14 protein-coding genes are annotated in these 17,941 nt (G+C 41.6%); all 14 read right to left on the bottom strand.

The genetic code is table 11. From position 1 onward, the window contains the following. Positions 1–90: 90 nt before the first annotated feature. The 14 genes from CDG76_RS06125 to CDG76_RS06060 all read right to left on the bottom strand — a co-directional run bounded on the left by CDG76_RS06125 (position 91) and on the right by CDG76_RS06060 (position 17,231). On the bottom strand, positions 91–840 hold the full coding sequence (locus tag CDG76_RS06125; protein ID WP_094348185.1) for an SDR family oxidoreductase: 750 nt from the start codon (positions 838–840) through the stop codon (positions 91–93). Positions 841–896: 56 nt separating this feature from the next. Continuing rightward, positions 897–1,613, bottom strand: coding sequence for an SDR family oxidoreductase (locus CDG76_RS06120; protein WP_094348184.1), 717 nt, complete (start codon positions 1,611–1,613; stop codon positions 897–899). A gap of 544 nt (positions 1,614–2,157) precedes the next feature. After that, the gene (locus CDG76_RS06115; RefSeq protein WP_223265149.1) at positions 2,158–3,150 is read right to left on the bottom strand and encodes an SMP-30/gluconolactonase/LRE family protein; all 993 of its coding nucleotides are present in this window, start codon (positions 3,148–3,150) and stop codon (positions 2,158–2,160) included. 308 nt (positions 3,151–3,458) lie between these two features. Then, the gene (locus tag CDG76_RS06110) at positions 3,459–4,781 is read right to left on the bottom strand and encodes a cytochrome P450 (RefSeq protein ID WP_094348183.1); all 1,323 of its coding nucleotides are present in this window, start codon (positions 4,779–4,781) and stop codon (positions 3,459–3,461) included. 97 nt (positions 4,782–4,878) lie between these two features. Continuing rightward, positions 4,879–6,531, bottom strand: a complete 1,653-nt coding sequence (locus CDG76_RS06105; protein WP_094348182.1) for a GMC family oxidoreductase — start codon at positions 6,529–6,531, stop codon at positions 4,879–4,881. Positions 6,532–6,820: 289 nt separating this feature from the next. Continuing rightward, the gene (locus tag CDG76_RS06100) at positions 6,821–7,762 is read right to left on the bottom strand and encodes an NADP-dependent oxidoreductase (protein WP_223265148.1); all 942 of its coding nucleotides are present in this window, start codon (positions 7,760–7,762) and stop codon (positions 6,821–6,823) included. Between the two features lie 304 nt (positions 7,763–8,066). After that, positions 8,067–8,741 carry a VOC family protein gene (locus tag CDG76_RS06095; RefSeq protein ID WP_094348180.1) on the bottom strand — a complete coding sequence of 225 codons (675 nt, stop codon included), beginning with the start codon at positions 8,739–8,741 and terminating at the stop codon, positions 8,067–8,069. 224 nt (positions 8,742–8,965) lie between these two features. After that, a complete protein-coding gene (locus tag CDG76_RS06090) occupies positions 8,966–9,649 on the bottom strand; it encodes a VOC family protein (RefSeq protein WP_094348179.1) in 684 nt (227 codons plus the stop codon). 391 nt (positions 9,650–10,040) lie between these two features. Beyond that, positions 10,041–10,427 carry an ester cyclase gene (locus tag CDG76_RS06085; protein ID WP_094348178.1) on the bottom strand — a complete coding sequence of 129 codons (387 nt, stop codon included), beginning with the start codon at positions 10,425–10,427 and terminating at the stop codon, positions 10,041–10,043. A gap of 352 nt (positions 10,428–10,779) precedes the next feature. Further along, positions 10,780–11,424: a PEP-CTERM sorting domain-containing protein gene (locus tag CDG76_RS06080; RefSeq protein ID WP_094348177.1), complete on the bottom strand. Its 645-nt coding sequence runs from the start codon at positions 11,422–11,424 to the stop codon at positions 10,780–10,782. Between the two features lie 223 nt (positions 11,425–11,647). Continuing rightward, positions 11,648–12,061 (bottom strand): hypothetical protein, encoded by a 414-nt coding sequence (locus tag CDG76_RS06075; protein WP_094348176.1) that lies wholly within the window; start codon positions 12,059–12,061, stop codon positions 11,648–11,650. A 31-nt stretch (positions 12,062–12,092) separates the two neighbouring features. After that, on the bottom strand, positions 12,093–14,369 hold the full coding sequence (locus CDG76_RS06070; protein WP_094348175.1) for a heavy metal translocating P-type ATPase: 2,277 nt from the start codon (positions 14,367–14,369) through the stop codon (positions 12,093–12,095). 36 nt (positions 14,370–14,405) lie between these two features. Next, positions 14,406–14,600, bottom strand: coding sequence for a heavy-metal-associated domain-containing protein (locus CDG76_RS06065; protein ID WP_094348174.1), 195 nt, complete (start codon positions 14,598–14,600; stop codon positions 14,406–14,408). 933 nt (positions 14,601–15,533) lie between these two features. Then, positions 15,534–17,231 carry an iron uptake porin gene (locus CDG76_RS06060; protein ID WP_094348173.1) on the bottom strand — a complete coding sequence of 566 codons (1,698 nt, stop codon included), beginning with the start codon at positions 17,229–17,231 and terminating at the stop codon, positions 15,534–15,536. Positions 17,232–17,941 lie beyond the last annotated feature (710 nt).

The raw sequence follows: 17,941 nt of genomic DNA, 5'->3' as shown, positions 1-17,941 counted from the left end.
CATCAAAACTTTTGACATCAGTTTCAATTATAAGTGTTCATTTAGACTTGATATTATCTCCCTTAACTCATATTATCCTGAAAGTAATTGTTACCAAGGCAAAGGAAATGGCCCGCCAAACTTTCTCATCTCTGCAAAAAAGCCACCTTGAGAACCACCATCTGGCAGTGTAGCTAAATAAACAGCTGTTTCTGCGCCTTCTTCTGCGGTCAAGGGCGCATCTGCTCCTCCAATATCAGTTTTCATCCATCCAGGAGAATAATTATTGACTAAAATATTAGTGCCTTTCAATTCCTTTGCTAATAGAGAAGCGAGTCCATTTAAAGCAATTTTTGACAGTCGATATGAGGGAGCGAGAGGATAAAAATCATTACTGATAAAATTCAAGGTTGCCATTTCAGTAGATACATTAACAATGCGCCCATAATTACGCTCTTTCATCAGGGGAATTAGTGCTTGAGACACACGCAAAGAACCAACCGTATTGACTGTAAATGTCGAGATAACTGTATCCAATTTGGCAGTAATAAGACTGCTTTCCTCCGGTTCTTTTGCAGGGTTTACTCCTGCATTATTGACTAATATGTCTACTCGCCCATACTGTTTGCGTAATGCAGCTGCAAAGTCTTCAACACTTTTATCATCAGTGACATCAAGAGGTAGAAAGTCTACTTCTTGACCTTGTGAAGCCAATTTTTCGCTAGCTTCCAATCCTTTTGCTTTGTCACGACCAGTTATAATCACTTGAATATTGTCAAGCTTTGCCAATTTTTTAGCAATCTCAAAACCAAGACCTTTGTAGCTTCCTGTAATCACTGCAACTCTTTTTTCTGTACTCATGATTGTATCCTTTGTATATTTTCAAGAGTGTAAATTAAAACCTACTCACCATAGCTTTATACTGGTTCAGCAGCTGGAACTACCAAGAGCCTGGGAATCAGAACGTTACCTGGTTGTTCTAATATGAAACGAACACAACGAGCAATGTCTGCTGATTGCAGTACACCTCCGGAATAGACGAAACTCTTTTGCTCCTCATCCCACTTCTCATATAAGCCAGTATCTACAGTACCTGGAGCAATGCTTGATACACGAATGTCAGTTCCTGCAAGCTCTACACGCAGGGAATCCGTAAAGGCTTCAATGGCAAATTTAGTACCGCAGTAAGCGCCTAATTGTGGGGTTGTTTTTAGCCCAGCAATACTTGAAGTATTGATTAAAAATCCACTGCCGGATTGTTTAAAGTGTCTCAATGCTGTGTAAGCTATTCTATAAGCAGATTCGACATTGACTCGAACCATGTGGCAAATTGCTTCGATATCAACACTTTCAATTGGGCCTACAGTCATCACGCCTGCGTTGTTGAAAACTACGTCAAGTTGACCAAAAGTTTGGATAGCAAAATCTACCAATTTCTGTGGCAATTCAGAATTTGTGATCTCACCAGGAACTACTTTGGCGTTTTGTAGTTTAGAGGCCAGCCGTTCGAGTTTATCTTGCGATCGCGCTGTGAGTACTAGACTCATACCTGCTGCATCTAACTCCTTCGCAACCGCCTCCCCGATCCCACCACTAGCCCCAGTGATAATAACAACTTTATTTTGCAAATTCATGTGTCTCTCCTTTGAATTTGTCGTTGGATATGTTAGTTAATTTTGCGGTTAGTGTTTTCTCCCTAGTAGCTGAATTAATAGTGGGAAAAGTGTGCTTAACTAGATTTGGTTAGTATGTAAAAATTAAGGGCAACTGTGATTAGTGAGTGATTTCTGCCAATTGCCATCCTAATTTTGTCTCTAGTTTAAGAATTACAAAACACAATCACAAATACAATGGTTAAAGTTTTGAAATAAGTTTGCATTTTTTCGGTTCTACTGTATACCGAACTAAGTTTTAAACTCGACCTGATTCAATCAAAAACTTAGGCTTGCTGAATATGAGTATGAAATTCCCAAATTTTACTTCTCAAACTCTTATTTTCTGCACCTAGAGCATAAAGGATGCTTGACTCAACAGAAGAAACCAGAGTACGTCAGCGTTCTTTTTCGCCTGATGCTGATTCATACTTGTAGTTAAGTAAGTCCTTATTATGTGTTATTTTGGCAAAGTTATAGATGCTGCCGTCTCTTTTGTAACGGGATAGCGGGAGTCTGTTCCCATTTAGCGGATATCTAATCCAGGTACGCCAATATCCAAGCGGAATATTCCTCCATAACCGTCTTCTGTTTTTATACCGCCAGTCACGAATAGCTGTTTGAGCTTTTGACCGGCAAAAGCGCAGTTGCTGGTGGTGAGATTACCAGTCGAATATCGGCGGATCAGCTTGCCTTCAGGATTGAGAACTTGCACTTGACCCATACCATAGTGAGCCACGTAAAGATTACCCGTGGCATCTTGGGATATACCGTCAGGCTTGTTGTCAATTTGCTCTCCCTCTTTGACAGGGAGTTGAGCAAACACTTTCTGCGAACTTACCTTTCCCGGTGACAGTATATCATAGACTAAGATTTGATTCTTATTGCTCTCGCTAACAAACAGCCGCTTGCGATCGGGCGTGACGACAATTCCATTGGCAAAAGCTAATCCGGTAACGACTAAGTTAATTTTCCCTGTAGAGTCCACATAGTAAACTGAGCCGTTTGGAGTTTGGAGGTTTGAGTTACCCGAGTCAGTGAAGTAAAAACTTCCTGTTGGTGAATCAATAGTAATGTCATTGGGATACTCCAAGGACTTGCCATTAAATTCTTTTGCAATCACTTTTAGGAGCTTGCCGTTGGTATCTAGCTGTACTACCGAGTTTTTGGCAGCAACAATATGAGTGCCATTGGGCATAATCTTGTGACCGTTAGCACCTGGGACTTTAGCCCAGATTTTAGTGAAGCCTTGAGGAGTTATAACTGTGATTGTCCCAGCTTTAGTTTGAGAGAAGTAGAGGTTGCCCTCACTGTCTAAGACAATTCCTTCAGAGTATTTATCGCTCTGCAAAACCTTCATTGGTGAAATGAGATATGCTGGCGGCAGAGCTACAGCCGTATCTGGGATCTGCGTTGCTGCCTGTGCAGAGGTAGATGTAGGATTATTGGAAGTATAACGGCAAGAAGCCAGTAGCAAAACTTGTGCAAAGCTCAAAGCGATCAAAGAAAATTTCCACACAACAGAAAAACCTCTTTTTTTAGTAATTATGTTAATAAATATATAGTGAATATAAAAATTAAATTCCTTCTAAATTACGCATTTACTATAAGTAATTAAATATAAATATTAGGTTTTAAAATATCAAAGTTTGACTTTGAATTAACTGAAAATATCTGTAAATAGCGATCGCTATTTATCTCAAAGTAGTTACCAATAGCTGGAAACAGAGAATAATCTTAACGGCTGAGCTGCACCAATACCAGCCAAAGTATCTGGCACAAAAAGGTTTTGGGATGCAAACCCAGCCATCTAGGATCAAAAAATTTCTATCGACGATGTAGTGTCATTTGAATGCCATAGCGAGGTGTAAATGACTTCTGGGGATATGGTTCGAGTTGTTGGCCAGGTACTAATCGTGCTTGCCAGTGCTGTGCCAAAGTTGCTAAGATTAGCGCGTCTTTTGTCGGCGCGAAGTCTCGACCAGCGCACTGTCGAGGACCAGCGCTAAAGGGAAAATAGGAAAACTCTGGGCGAGCTACTTGTGCCTCTTGAGTCCAGCGCAAAGGGTCAAAGCGATCGGGATTGGGAAAGTAGCGGCGATCGCGATGCAGCAAGCGCTGGCTAAACAGCAAAATTGAGCCAGCTGGCACCAGATAATCACCAAATGATACATCATCCCGAACAAAACGTCCGACGATCCATACAGAAGGATACAGTCGTCGTACCTCTTTGAGTAGCATCTCTGTGTAGGGTAGGTTCGGCAAATCTTCAAAAGTTGGTGTACGTCCAGCTAATACGCTTGTAAGCTCCGCGTGTAACCGTGCCTCAACCTCAGGGTATTGTGAGAGTAGATACCACGCCCAGGACAAGGTTGTAGCTGTCACTTCATGCATGGAAAACATTATTTTTAGTGCTTGATCGGCGATCTGCTCATCACTAGTAAGTTGCCCGTTCACCTGTTGTTTTAACAACCAAAAGAACAGAGACTTAGAATCAGGTGGGTCAGCACGGTGAGCCTGTATCAGGCTTAACATCAAGTTCAGCATATAAGAACGGGCTGCCTCCGCTTCTGGTGTCATAGACACGGGTGTAGAGGGTACCAAGTCATTTAGCAATGCAGCGATCGGGTCAAAGCCATAGCCAACATCCATTGTGACAATTGCATCAGCAACTTTTCCAGCTTCTGCTTCCACATCTGCTTGAAACAGCGTCTTAAAAACAATCTCCAGCGTAATACGCATCACTTCCTTGTAAATATCCACCCTCAGCAGGTCATGTTCCTGGTGGATAGCATCCCAACGGCCATCTGTATGTAGAGCAGCATCGACCATTATTGGAGCATAAGTTGTACCTAATTGACCCTCAAACAGAGGTAAGATCCCACTTATTTGGTGTAAGTAAGTTCCTTCTGAAGTTGTATCTTTGCGTTTAGCAAAATAGCTAGACTTGTTAACGAATACGTCGCGGATAAAGTCAGGATGATTAAGTAAGTAAATGTCTTGAGTTCCAAAAGGTAGACGTACAATATCGCCGTAGGTCTGTACAAGATTAGCCACGAAAGAGACTGGATCGTAATTGCGTAACCCTTGCAAGGTATTATCAAAGGTCGCTTCCGTAGGACTCGGCACAGTTGTATATGTGGTTGGCATAGAATTATCCTAAAATTCTTAATTACATAGTCAAGCTAGTGGGTTTAGTCTCACCGAAGTCTTCCCACGGGGAGAGACTCCGGCTTAGGTTTTACCTTCAAACTTTATCAGCCAGAGCGATTACTCTTGACTCTTTTTCGAGTTGGGAATGTAGCCCCAGAGGCAAGGAAGAAGGAGACAGCTCATCACTGAAACGTTGTAACCTCGAATCCGATCCTTGTGAAATCATATCTGCTGCTTTTTCACCAATCATCAGACATGCAGCGTTCGTGTTCCCACTTACAACCGCAGGCATGATGGAAGCATCTGCCACTCGTAGCCCCTCAATTCCGTACACTCGCAATTGCGGATCAACTACCGCCATAGGATCACGTCCCATTTTGCAGGTGCATGAGGGATGCCACTCGGTTCTGCACAATTGACGGATGCTCTCACGTAATTGTTGTTTTGTTTTGACCTGCGATCCGGGTGATAATTCTTTAATGCCCATCTTCTCGAAGGGAGGCGTACTCATTATTTCACGGCTGAGTTCAATTCCCCTCATCAGCGTTTCCATATCAATATCAAACTGCATGTAGTTTGTTCTAACAATTGCCAGATCCATTGGATTTTTAGAACGCAGGGTGACACTGCCCTTACTATGCGGTCGTAGAAGGGTTGGTACGCAGTTAAAATGTGTACCCCCAATAAAAAGCTCTTGTTGGCCAAACATAAAGGGACTGAACTCGAATTGTAAATCAGGTGCGGTATCCTCCATACCACTACGGCTATGAGTAAATAAACCAACTTCGGTGATTACAGGTGGTACAGGCTGTTCCTGTTTGCATTCATATCCGATATCAAGCAGTACATGATCTTGCAAGTTTTCTCCAACCCCTGGCAAATCTACTACAACAGCAATATCATGTGCCTTCAAGTGGTCAGCAGGACCAATCCCTGCTAACATCAATAATTTGGGTGAGACAAATGGCCCAGCACTTAAGATAACTTCACGCTCTACCACAACCGTATGTACGATGCCTTCTTGGAGATACTCGACTCCGACAACGCGTGTCCCTTCCAACAAAAGACGAGTTACATAAGCCTTTGTCTGGAGCGTTAAGTTCGGACGGTTTAAAGCCGGTTCCAAGTATGCAACAGAAGCACTGCATCGTTTGCCATCTTTAGTGTGGGCATATTGATACATGCCTACGCCACCCACTTGTTCTGCGCCGTTGAAATCCCAGGGTGGAGATTTAAATCCTAGTTCAACTGCTCCTTCTATGAAGGCCTGGGAAATAGGCGATGGGTTTGTATAATCAACAATGCGAATTGGACCGCCAACTCCATGATATTCAGAAGCACCGCCCGCATAGTCTTCCATTTTTTTGAAGTACGGTAAGACCTGACGATAGCTCCAGCCCTCGCAGCCCAGATAGTTCCAGTAATCATAATCGTGTCGGCTACCCCGTACATGAATCATGCCATTGATTGAACTGCCACCGCCCACAACCTTACCCTGTGAAATGGGCAATTTGCGTCCACCAATATACTCTTCCTCCTCAGTAACATATTGCCAATCAGCTTCCGTGTTCCATGCGTCTGTGAAAAAAGAGCGCAAGTCCGAATTACGGAAAGCAGGTTTGCGATCTGTGTCTCCTGCTTCCAGCAGCAGAACGTTAATAGCTGGATTTTCACTCAGACGGCTAGCAATAACACAGCCTGTTGTACCAGCCCCAACGATAATATAGTCAAACGTTTGATTGCTCATACTTTTCAACTCAAATTAAATGATTTGTTTGTTTAACTTTGAAGACTTCTCGGTTAGTGTTTTCAACTTATGGGTTTTGGTAGCAAGCGAACAAAAATGTATACTAAGTCCATGAAGTATACAGGGAAAGCATTTTAGCACTTAACAAACTTTGTTGAGTTTCAACTCATTTAGGCTAGCGGAGTCAAGATAATATACATTTCTGGTCGATCGCTACTTGGACTCCTATTGAAAAACTGGCTTCAAGCGCAGGAATGCTAGTCACATCGATTACGCTAAACTCTAAGTATTATCTGACCTGGAGAGCTATCTTCCCCCGCACATGACCGCTTTGGCTCAAGTCATGAGCCTGACGCACTTCAGAAAGGGGCAAAACTTTGTCAACTAAGGGTTTGAGCTTTCCAGTATCAATCAGAGTGGCGATCGCTCTCAATTGCTCTGCACTAGGTTGGACTCCAATTCCTTTTCCGTTGACACCATAATTAGCACCGTCTTCGTCAGATGGGAAAGGTGGGACGGTGGAGACTAAAGTACCACCTTTTTTGATAACTTGCCAAGAGCGTTCTCGTGTTTCACCACCGATCAAGTCCAACACAAGATCCACATCTTTGATCGCATCTTCAAAGCGTGTTGTCTTGTAGTCAATCACTTCATCAGCACCAAGATCGCTGACAAACTTGTGGTTGCTCGCTGAGGCGGTACCAATAACGCGAGATCCTTTAGTCTTTGCTAGTTGCACAGCCATCGAGCCAACTCCACCGGCCGCTCCGTGGATGAGAACAGTTTGTCCCGGAGTTAAACCACCTACCTCGAACAACGACTGCCAAGCAGTCAGCGCGGCTACTGGTACTGAAGCTGCCTCAATGAAGTCTAAGGATCTGGGCTTTGCTGCGACATCAGACTCGCGTACCACTGCATATTCTGCATACATACCGATCTCTGCTTGGGGCATACCATAAATAGCATCGCCAACTCTAAAGTCTGTAACGCCTGTCCCGACAGACTCGACAATGCCGGCTAGGTCGCATCCCAAAGTTATCGGCATGGGAAAGTCCATCATGGAGCGCATATATCCGGCACGGACTTTCCAATCTAAGGGATTGACAGTTGTAGCATATACACGAATCAGCATCTCACCTGCGTTGGGTCTAGGAAGCGGTGCATCTTCATAAAGAAGTACGTCCGACTCCCCATAAGAATGTATGCGGACTGCCTTCATTGTTGTTACCATGATTTGTATCCTATTTGCTCGAGGTCTTCAAAGAACTTAATTGTGCGGATTTAATTACGTATTTTTCCGCTAACTATAAAGCCATCTGTACTAAGTACTGATGCACCTGTATGGAATCTCACTAATAAAAGATGAAATTCTTCCCAGGACTGGGTGTAGGGGTATGAGGGTGTAGAGAAAATCTAGCCTATGTTAATTCGCTCGTATCTTGATTTCAAAGCTACTTTTTTGCCTTACCCCTTTAACTCAAAAGTCGGTCATGTTCGGGTTTGCGCTTATCTTAGTACCATTCATATCTGTGTGGTTAAAGTACTTTTCCTTGAACCATCTCAATAAGTTCACCGTCAATGCCTCGGCAATAAGCAAGTCGGACGCTAAGAGTTGCTTGGCCGCTCGGGTCGCCACTCAGAACGAAATCAGCAGGCTCCCCGTTCCAAGTCTTGTCATTAAACACGAAACTGTAGGGTTGTGCACCAGCCTTTATGGCACGCTCATAATAAAGGTCGGTGTTGTCGGCTCGCAGCGCTATATGATTCCATACATCATATCCCACTCGCTCGCTGGCGGGTGTACCTCCTGCAACGATTTCTACGTAGTTACCATCGCCCATATCCATAAGTTGAACGCGCCTGACCACATCGAAAAATTGCCCTGTCGGAAGGATTGTTTGCGCTGAGTTCCAGCCATACCTCTTACGCGCACCAAAACCTTGCTCATAAAAGCGGATTGTTGCGTCGATATCGTAGGAAAGCAGGGCAGAATGATGCAGCCCCGGACCTTCTATCCGATGTATTTTCTTTTTTTTCCATGTCCCTGAATATTCTCCTGAGTCTTGCGACAATGCGGGCTTGGAGCTTAATGTAGATAACCCTACAGTGCTTGCAACTAAACTTGTTAAAAACGAGCTCCCAATCAGCAATTGTCGACGCGTGAATGGATTTTTTGGGCTTCTTTGCATTGTTTTATCTGTGTCTTTCATGTAAGTTATTTTTTATTTCTAAACCATCGTGTAGCAAAGAGCGGAAAAAAAGAAGAGGTTCCAAGAATCAAGGAGCAAGGGATAGAAAAGTCCCTCTACCTTTTTGTCCCAATTTCCCCCTTATGTCACCAACTCTTAGGCTTAATAAGCCTGCCATTTCTTTCATAACCTAGACCTGGCTCGCGTTTAAGTCAATCACACTAAGTATTAATGCACCTGTGTAGTTAAAGCAGGTTGCCTTGAAGCAGCTCAATTAGCTCGCCGTCAATGCCCCGACAATAGGCAAGGCGGACATTAATGGTTGGTTCTCCATAGAAACTACCAGTCACCTCAAAGTCAGCAGGCCGCCCGTCCCAAATCTGGTCTTTGTACACGAAATTGTAAGGTTTTGCTCCAGCGTTTATGGCACGCTCGTAATAACGGTCTACACTGTCGCAACGCAGGGCTATGTGATTCCATACATCATATCCGACTCGTTCGCTGGCAGGTTTACCTCCTGAAATGAGTTCTACATAATTACCGTCGCCCATATCCATAAGTTGAAGGCGTCCAATGACGTTGAAAACTTCGCCTGTTGGAAGAATTGTTTTTGCAGAGTTCCAGTCATACCTTTTACGAGCACCAAAACCTTGCTCATAAAAGCGGATTGTTGCTTCGATATCGTAAGAAAGCAGGGCAAAGTGATGCAATCCCGGACCTTCTATCCGATGTATTTTCTTTTTTTGCCACGCCTTTAAATATTCTCCTGATTCTTGCGGGTCTTTCGACAATGCGGGTTTACTGCCAAAGTTGAACAAGGCTGTGCTGCTTGCAACTAAGCCTGTTAAAAATGAACTCCCAATCAGCAAATTCCTACGTGTGAAAGATTTATTTGTAATTAGTTCCATTGTTTTATCTGTGTATTTCATGTAAGTTAGTTTTTCCTTTTAGTTTAATATTTATAATTGAGTATAAACAGTACAAAAATATTTGCAATGGTTTATATTTTGGAGTAAGTTTGTTTTTTTTGTTTTTAATATCTCGATTTTTTCTTAAATGATATTTGCTATTTTCAAGGAAACATTTTATATAACAAAGGCATCTAAATTAATATTAGTCAAGACCAACCGAAACAATCAGTATTTACCGTTTAATTTATTTTGTGAGGTTGAAGGCGATCGCCTTCAACCTCACAAAATAAATAGGTGTTAATCTAATTATCTTGAAGCTTATTAAAAATAGAACACTTTTGTTGATATTATGTGACGCCTTGAAAAGTAAAACCTTCTGCCCTCTGCCTTCTGCCTTCTTCAACTTGTTCTAACCAACTTCAGAAGGAGGTGTAATCGTTGCCCAACGCTCGGCAATTTTACCGTTAGCTAATCTCCAAAGTACAAAACCTGCGAACTCGATCTTTTTGCCCGTGGAAGAATCTATTCCACGCCAGACGTTACGCACCATTACTTTGTCACCTTCAGCAATAATGTCCTCAACAGTGACGTGCAAATCGGGATATTTCACGTATACCTCTTCAATCATATCTTTGGCAGGTTCAAAACCAACCGATTCTCCATAAGGCTCATTGTGATCTAAGTAATCTGGTGCGAAGTTTTGGTAAGCAATAGCAGAGTTCTTTCGATTAACGAACTCCTCAAAATGATTTCGGATAAATGCTTTGTTGTGTTCTAAAGTTTCCTCAGTAGTCATAGAAATATTTCCTCAATCAAAAGATAATTTTGGGTCAGACTCTTTAGTTATATGAAAAATCCAGTAGTTTCCAAGAATGCTTTCGGTATTTTATTTACCATTCAGGGGATTTTTGTGAACTAGGATTCACCATCAGAGGTTTGAAAACACGCCCTAGTCCCACAACACTTTGAAGAAATGAGGATTTTAAAGCTTCTTGTCTTTTAGATCAGAGGTTCTTGGGTAAGTTGCAAAATAAGCCGTAATTTCATGAAATAATAAAGCTTTTGGTAGCATATTAGTCAGCTTTAACCAACAGTTGTAACATACAAATACCTTTTTTATGGAGTAGAAATCTTGACTGTTAGGCATACTACTTTCGTTTTCTTTTGTGAAAAAGCGCACCAAAGACCAAAGCTATTCCTGAACCGAGAATAGTAGCGGATTCGGGAACGGAAGTTACAACTTCTGTAGAGCCGAAATTTCCTTCAAAGTTATCAATAATATAGCGCCCGAAATTACTGCTAAAGTTCAATGTCCCATAAGCCGCTACTCCTGAGAAATTAAGCTGTATCTTTCCTTCTGGAAAGTCGCTAGTTCCCAGAACACCCAACTCTTGGGTAGAAGCCAACGAGTTGCCATTTGAATCAAAGAGGTTGAAAGCTGCAAAGGTATTTGAACCTTCAAAGCTATCCAGAGCAAAACCAAAGCTGAGGAAATCTTTAGCACCTTTCAAAAAATCAACTTTTAAATCAGGATCGAGTAATGATGTTCCTTCCAGTCCTGGTTCATTGACAAAAACTTGGTTAAGTCCAGGCCCACTAATGTTAAATCCAAGTGGATTAGTTGTAGTAAAAATGACATCATCGATTTTGTCACCATCACCATCAAAACCAAAAGATGTTTGACCAGATGCTAGGTCATCGAACGTAATTAGGCTAGCTTTTGCTGGTTGAACAATAAATAAAGAAACTGTGCCAAAAAATGCTGTAATACAAAGATTTCTTAATAAATACATTTCTACCTCTCAAGAATTAATACGAAGGGTTGAATCAATTCAAAATTGAACTGTTTGTCTATTTTGTCTCATCAATCTTTAGAAGAGAAAATTTCCAAACATTATTCTCTGAAATTGTCGTTTTAAGTCCAAAGCAAATATCTTAGTCTAAGTGTAAATTATTGCTATTTAACAACTTAAACAGGGAGAAAAAATGGTGCATATAAATGCACCATTCAACCGATCAAAGTTGGTGTGGTGTACTACCATTACTCGACCAATCCAAAATTGCTTGATAGAGGAGACTGGGCGAACGTAGGGTACTGGAGGAGAAATTACTTTTCCAGCCTCCCCACCTTGCCACAATGCGAAGTTGCCTTGGCAGACCACTAAGCAGTGTAAATATTTGACTGGCTAGTTTTGTCCCCACTCGGTCTTGACTGAGCAAAAACCACGATAGCTCCAAACAAATCAGTGCCAACCCTGCTAAGGTAACTGTTAGTTTCAGTAAAAATGGTTGTTCAATTCTGCTAAATTGACTACTCTGTGGTAAGTGTATGGGATTATACGCTACTAAAGTTGAAATGGTGACAATTACAAGCAATAAACTCAAGCCGATAAGTTGACTGCGAATCTTTTTTCTTTGTAATCTTTGCATATTGGTAGTTCAGTTTTTTGTAGAGACACAATTAGAGGTTGGCTTTGGGCTGGAAGGAACGCAGGCGTAAGGCATTAGTGACAACAGAAACCGAGCTAAAAGCCATCGCGGCACCGGCGATAATTGGGTTAAGTAACCAGCCATAAAAGGGAAAGAGAACCCCAGCGGCAATGGGAATTCCGGTGAGGTTGTAAATTAAAGCAAAGAAGAGATTTTGACGGATGTTACGAATGGTGGCACGACTTAGCTGAATTGCAGTGATGATTCCTTGCAAATCTCCAGAAATTAAAGTGATATCACTGGCTGCGATCGCTACATCTGTTCCTGTTCCAATCGCCATGCCCACATCTGCCTGAGCCAATGCTGGAGCGTCATTGATACCATCACCCACCATTGCCACAATTTTGGATTTTGGATTGGGAATTTTTTCTATCTTCCCTTGCAAGGATTTAATAATGGCGACTTTTTCCTCTGGTCGGACTTCTGCAAATACTTTTCTGATACCGACTTTTTGAGCGATCGCTTGTGCAGAAGAGTGATTATCGCCAGTCAGCATTACAACTTCTAAACCTAACCGACTTAGCGTTGAAACAGCTGCTGCTGAGGAGGGTTTAAGACTATCTGACATTGCCATTAAGCCTTGAATTTCCCCGTCAACTGCAATCCAAACCACAGTTTTACCTGCTGCTTCCAAAGCAGCTTTGCTTTCGGTCAAGACACGAGTTTTAATTCCCAATTCCTGAAGCCACCGTTGCGTTCCAATTTGCACCAAGCAATCTAAAACGACACCTTGAACGCCTCTACCCGCCAACGCCTGAAAATTCCTAACTTCTAGTAGACTTACATTCTGAGATTGAGCATACTTGACTATAGCGATCGCCAAAGGATGTTCAGAATTCTTTTCTACAGAAGTTGCCAATTGCAAGAGTTTTAGCTCATTGCCGTCTTTTGTACCGTTGACAGTTACAAAGTTTGTGACAGTGGGCTTTCCTTCAGTCAAAGTTCCAGTTTTATCCAGCACAATGGTCTGAATTTTGTGTGCTAATTCTAAACTTTGGGCACCCTTAATTAAAATGCCATTTTCAGCACCTTTGCCCGTTCCCACCATCACAGACATCGGAGTAGCTAAACCCAAAGCACAGGGACAAGCAATAATCAGTACCTCCACTGCGGTGATTGTTGCCAAACTTAGGTTGCCTGTAACATTAAACCAGATTACGAAAGTGGCGATCGCGATCGCAATAACTGCTGGCACAAACCATCCCGTTACTTGATCTGCCAAACGCTGAATTGATGTCTTGCTTCCTTGAGCTTGTTGCACTAACTTGACAATTTGAGACAAAACCGTATCGCGTCCTATTCGTATCGCTCGGAATTTTAAAGCACCTGTCCCATTAATCGTGGCTCCAATTACTTCATCTCCAGATTGCTTAAAGACTGGTTGACTCTCGCCTGTCACCATTGCTTCATCTACAGTGGAAGAGCCGTCAATCACTTCTCCGTCTACAGGAATTTTTTCGCCAGGACGTACTAACACGATATCGCCGATCTGAACTTCCTGAATTGGAATACTAGTTTTCTTGCCATTGCGGATGACACGGGCATTTTTGGGTTGCAAACTAATGAGTTTAGTGATAGCTTCTTTAGTCTGACTCTTGGCGTGATTTTCTAACAGCCGACCTAGCAAAATTAACGTGATGACAATTGTTGCGGCTTCATAGTACAAATCAGGCATTAAGCCACCAGAGCTAAAGAAAACAGTAACAAACACCGAATAAAAATAAGCGGCGCTAATGCCCAAAGCAACTAGTGTGTCCATAGTCGCTGTATGACATTTGAAGGCTTTCCAGCTGTTCTGATAAAAAGATAGACCACACCAGAACTGTACTGGAGTGGCCAGCACTAACTGTACCCAAGGATTGTAGAACCACGGTGGAATCAAGGGCAGGCTTAACCCTGTCATCGCTGGCAGTGACCCTAGTACAATTAAAGTACTGAAAGTACTTCCAAGTACAACTTTGCGCGTGAGGTCGCGTGACTTTGCCAGACGGGCTACTTTATCAGCACGATCTTCTACCGTATGCATTTCTGCATCAGATTGGGAATAGGATGAGTATCCGGCAGTATCGACAGCAGCCTGGATTTTCTCTAGATCGGTTCGCTTTTGGTCGTACTGAATAGTAGCTAATTCCGCACCAAAGTTAACGTTGCAGCTAATCACCCCAGAAACGGAGCGAATTGCTTCTTCAACGCCACAGGCACAGGCAGCACAACTCATACCTCTAAGTTTTAGCGTGAGAGTATCCATATGAAATAAATTGCTTGAGTGTAGGGATATGAATGATTAGGCAGATAGATAGCCAATTGCTGCTAGCGCATCCTTAATTGCAGTTTCTGATACTTGAGTTTCTACACTGACCAGCTTTGTTTTTGCATTGGTCTGAACTGAGGCGTTGTTATCGATGGCTTTAATTGCTTTGGTAACTCTGTTTGCACAGGCAGAACAAGCCATATTTGTGATTTTGAATTGGAGTGTCATAAGTAGTTACACAAAATTAAATTCATTGGTCTAGATAGTCAACAGAAAAACAGGGTGTGTAATTAATTTTGTTGAGGTACTTGATACCTTTATAATTAAGATTGAATGTTTAAATCAAATTGAAAATCGTTGGGTTTGAGTTTGTAACAACACTTTACTAAGGGATATTTTTACCGAAACTAAAATTAGGTTTAACTTTTGCCAAAACAGTTTAAGATCATCTCGTTCTATGAAATTTATGAGACATAAATTCAAAGCTATCCATACTGTGAATAAGGCAGAAGGCAGGAAGCAGAAAGAGGACAAAAAGTGTGTAATGCAGTGAGGACACATCATATTCATTTACTCTGTCAAATGCATCAAGTATTTTCAGAATCGATAATGTAAGTTTAGTAAGTAACAAACATAGTAGCAATGGTCAATTTTTATAAGCAAGGTTGTATTTTTTAGTGAATAGTTTATTTTCTCAGTTAAAAGATGTTTTGAAAGGGGCTTTTGATATCAAAATTAGCACATCCAAGCATTTAAGTATATTGTGAAAATCTTAGTATTTTTCCGTTGCACTTACCCTAGTCCAAAATGTAAAAATTATACTTTCCGGTAGTTTTAAAACATTCTCTTAGAGCTAAACAATACAAACTTGTTACTAAAAAATTACTTTATACATTTGTGTTTTATGCCTTGTAATGAATGGCACTAAGTTAATCGCAAAGCCCTGATATAACAAGATTTTTGAGTGTGGGGAGTGGGGGAAGTGTGGGGAGAAAGAGGAGAAAGAGGAGAAATTGAATAACTGCATATCAACAAATGCTGCATTGCCTCCCCATCCTCCCCATCCTCCCACACCTCCCACACCCAGCCCTGACGAGGTTTCAACTTTTCTTAGTGCCATTCTGCCTTGTAATCTTAAAGCTTGGCTCAAAAAGTAATTTTTTAGAAAAATAAGCTTGTCCGCAGAGTACCCGTGACAATCGTACCGTTGCTTTCCTGATTTCCAGGATGAGTGATTATTTGTATTACAGGTGAGATCCGAATGTTGTCGTTAAGTGGCAAATTGTAGAATGCTTCAAAGTTCGTCTGTGTAGCGTTACCTACTATACTCTCAATAAACGGCTGAACTGCGGCAATACCTGCTAAAGCACCTGGCACGAATAAATCTCTGAAGGAAAAGCCAGCCATCCAGTAGTTGGGGTTAATGTCACCAAAAATAGTATTATCGTAACTCCCATACCCGTAACGACCAAAAATTCCTAGTTGCTGGGAGAGAGCTAGTTCAAAGTTGACTCCGAAGACATCAAACCGATTACCGAAGACACTGCCGCCACTGTACTGGAGGCGTACAGCAAAGGTATTAGAGGGTGAATAATCTAGTTCAACTGTGGTTTGATTAGGATTTCCGAACAAGCCATTATTACTATTGCCAGTAGGATACAATAGCCTCACAAGGGGCGATCCACCAGCAGTAGAGCTGCTGTTGGGATTATCTGCGCCTGGAGCTATATACTCTGCACGCACTGTAAATGGCCCTGAATCTGGGTTCCACTCAATTACTGCTCCTGCTCCTAAATCTTCAAAAGGGAAAAGGATATAGTTATTAGTTAATCCCAGAGTCAAGAAATCTAAAAAGCTGAGGTTGGCGTAGCTATTCTTATCAAGATAGTCTGTAGGAGACAACACTGGGCCCAAAGTTGCTGTAAAATCCTTAAATGGCGTAAAGGTGTATTGTAGCCGAGCTATTTGAAGTCTTTCGTTGATGGCTGAACGTAAAGAAAAGTCTACAGCACTACCAAAGCTTGGTTCTAGAAATCCAGCAGCGTTATCTTCACCGCCAGGACTGCCTGTCTCTAAACGAACTAACAGCCTATCTGTTCCGCTAAAGGTGGTATTTAGATTTAAGGAAGCTCGAAAGATGACGGTGGTACTTGGGTTCTGATTGGCAATTTCTCTACCTCTAGGATCAATGATGCGATCGCCATTAAAGTCCCCTCCGGTAACAGCAGCTACAACTAGCCCTGTAAGCTTGGTGGTTGTGGAAAACTGATTGGCTTCTACTTTTGCTGTATTAGCTTCCAGATTATCTACACGACCTTCCAAAGTTGCCAGTTCGATTGCAAACTCTTCTTGCAGTTGTTGTAATGTTAACAAGTCTTTACGGGTTACTTGCGTTTCTAGTCCAGATGCAATCAACTCTTCTACTCGCTCAAGCGCTGCTTTGATTCCAGCAGCAAACTCATAACGGGTCATAGTTGAATGGCCTCGGTAAGTGCTATCAGGATAGCCTGAAATTACTCCATAGCGCTCAATCAAAGATTGGAGTGCTTGGAAAGCCCAATCAGTAAGCTGCACATCCGCAAGTTGGCTCACAGAAGTAACTTGGGCTTCAGAAGAAAGTATCCGGGCAATTTCATCTTCAGGAACGGCTTGAGCCGCAGTCTGAGCGATCGGGGTAAGTATTCCTGAACTAGGTTCCAAAGGTTCAATGACGCTGGTTTGTACTTTCAAAACTGTCGGGTTTACAACTGGCTCAGAACTGTTAGTAGGTTGTGATGTTTCAGCCAGGACAGAAGCGCTTTGTAAAGTCAGACAAAGGATGCTTACACCTTGAGCAAAGGATAAATAACTATTTCTCATTGCTTGTAGATTTAGATGTGCTAGCTTCTAACGAATCAAAATAGTTGGTTTTTTTACCTAAAAATCAGGAAATTGTTTTACGATCAAAATTATGAAAACGGAGTCATTTTAGGAGAAACCTTTTTCCTAAAAAATCAAAACCTACCTGGATGAAATTTAACCTAAGCATGAAAGAATTTATCAAATATACAACATAACTGCAATGGTTAAATTTTTGGTTAAAGGTTGTATTTTTTGGATTTGCTTGTTTTTATCTACACATCATTCTCTCTTCTCAAAGTTTAAGAATTAGTTATAGGACTCATATTTGATTTTTGAACAAAACTCAGTACACCTTTATTCCTTCTTCCCAGTCCCCAGTCCCCAGTCCCCAGTCCCTTACCTCTACGAGTGATTCAGAAATCAAATCGGATTGCTATAGGAGGTTGAACAATCGTATTTGGATAGTGATATAGCGTTCAATTTCGGTTGAAAAACTTTAAAAATTTTAGTAAGTAATAAGAGTAATTATCTTCAAAAAATAACTAACATCAAAAAATAGAACCAAAGAATACAAACTTTCTACAAAAAATTAACCTTTGCATCTATGTTTCATGCCTCTTAATCTTAAGATGTTAGAGCAAAAATTTATGCGTATAAATAGTCACAACGAATTTCAACTTCGTTAGTTTTTTCACTTGAGATAGTTTCAGATAGACTCGTAATCTTCT

This window comes from Nostoc sp. 'Peltigera membranacea cyanobiont' 210A (assembly GCF_002246015.1).
Classification (GTDB): Bacteria; Cyanobacteriota; Cyanobacteriia; order Cyanobacteriales; family Nostocaceae; genus Nostoc.
The sequence above is the reverse complement of the archived record's forward strand: the minus strand, read 5'-3'. Positions and strand labels throughout refer to the sequence as shown.

Bases quoted from the DNA above. Each gene is read 5' to 3' on its own strand.
- CDG76_RS06075 (WP_094348176.1), bottom strand. From the start codon at position 12,061: ATGCAAAGATTACAAAGAAAAAAGATTCGCAGTCAACTTATCGGCTTG.
- CDG76_RS06100 (WP_223265148.1), bottom strand. From the start codon at position 7,762: ATGGTAACAACAATGAAGGCAGTCCGCATACATTCTTATGGGGAGTCG.
- CDG76_RS06120 (WP_094348184.1), bottom strand. From the start codon at position 1,613: ATGAATTTGCAAAATAAAGTTGTTATTATCACTGGGGCTAGTGGTGGG.
- CDG76_RS06105 (WP_094348182.1), bottom strand. From the start codon at position 6,531: ATGAGCAATCAAACGTTTGACTATATTATCGTTGGGGCTGGTACAACA.
- CDG76_RS06095 (WP_094348180.1), bottom strand. From the start codon at position 8,741: ATGAAAGACACAGATAAAACAATGCAAAGAAGCCCAAAAAATCCATTC.
- CDG76_RS06110 (WP_094348183.1), bottom strand. From the start codon at position 4,781: ATGCCAACCACATATACAACTGTGCCGAGTCCTACGGAAGCGACCTTT.
- CDG76_RS06065 (WP_094348174.1), bottom strand. From the start codon at position 14,600: ATGACACTCCAATTCAAAATCACAAATATGGCTTGTTCTGCCTGTGCA.
- CDG76_RS06125 (WP_094348185.1), bottom strand. From the start codon at position 840: ATGAGTACAGAAAAAAGAGTTGCAGTGATTACAGGAAGCTACAAAGGT.
- CDG76_RS06080 (WP_094348177.1), bottom strand. From the start codon at position 11,424: ATGTATTTATTAAGAAATCTTTGTATTACAGCATTTTTTGGCACAGTT.
- CDG76_RS06070 (WP_094348175.1), bottom strand. From the start codon at position 14,369: ATGGATACTCTCACGCTAAAACTTAGAGGTATGAGTTGTGCTGCCTGT.
- CDG76_RS06090 (WP_094348179.1), bottom strand. From the start codon at position 9,649: ATGAAATACACAGATAAAACAATGGAACTAATTACAAATAAATCTTTC.
- CDG76_RS06060 (WP_094348173.1), bottom strand. From the start codon at position 17,231: ATGAGAAATAGTTATTTATCCTTTGCTCAAGGTGTAAGCATCCTTTGT.
- CDG76_RS06085 (WP_094348178.1), bottom strand. From the start codon at position 10,427: ATGACTACTGAGGAAACTTTAGAACACAACAAAGCATTTATCCGAAAT.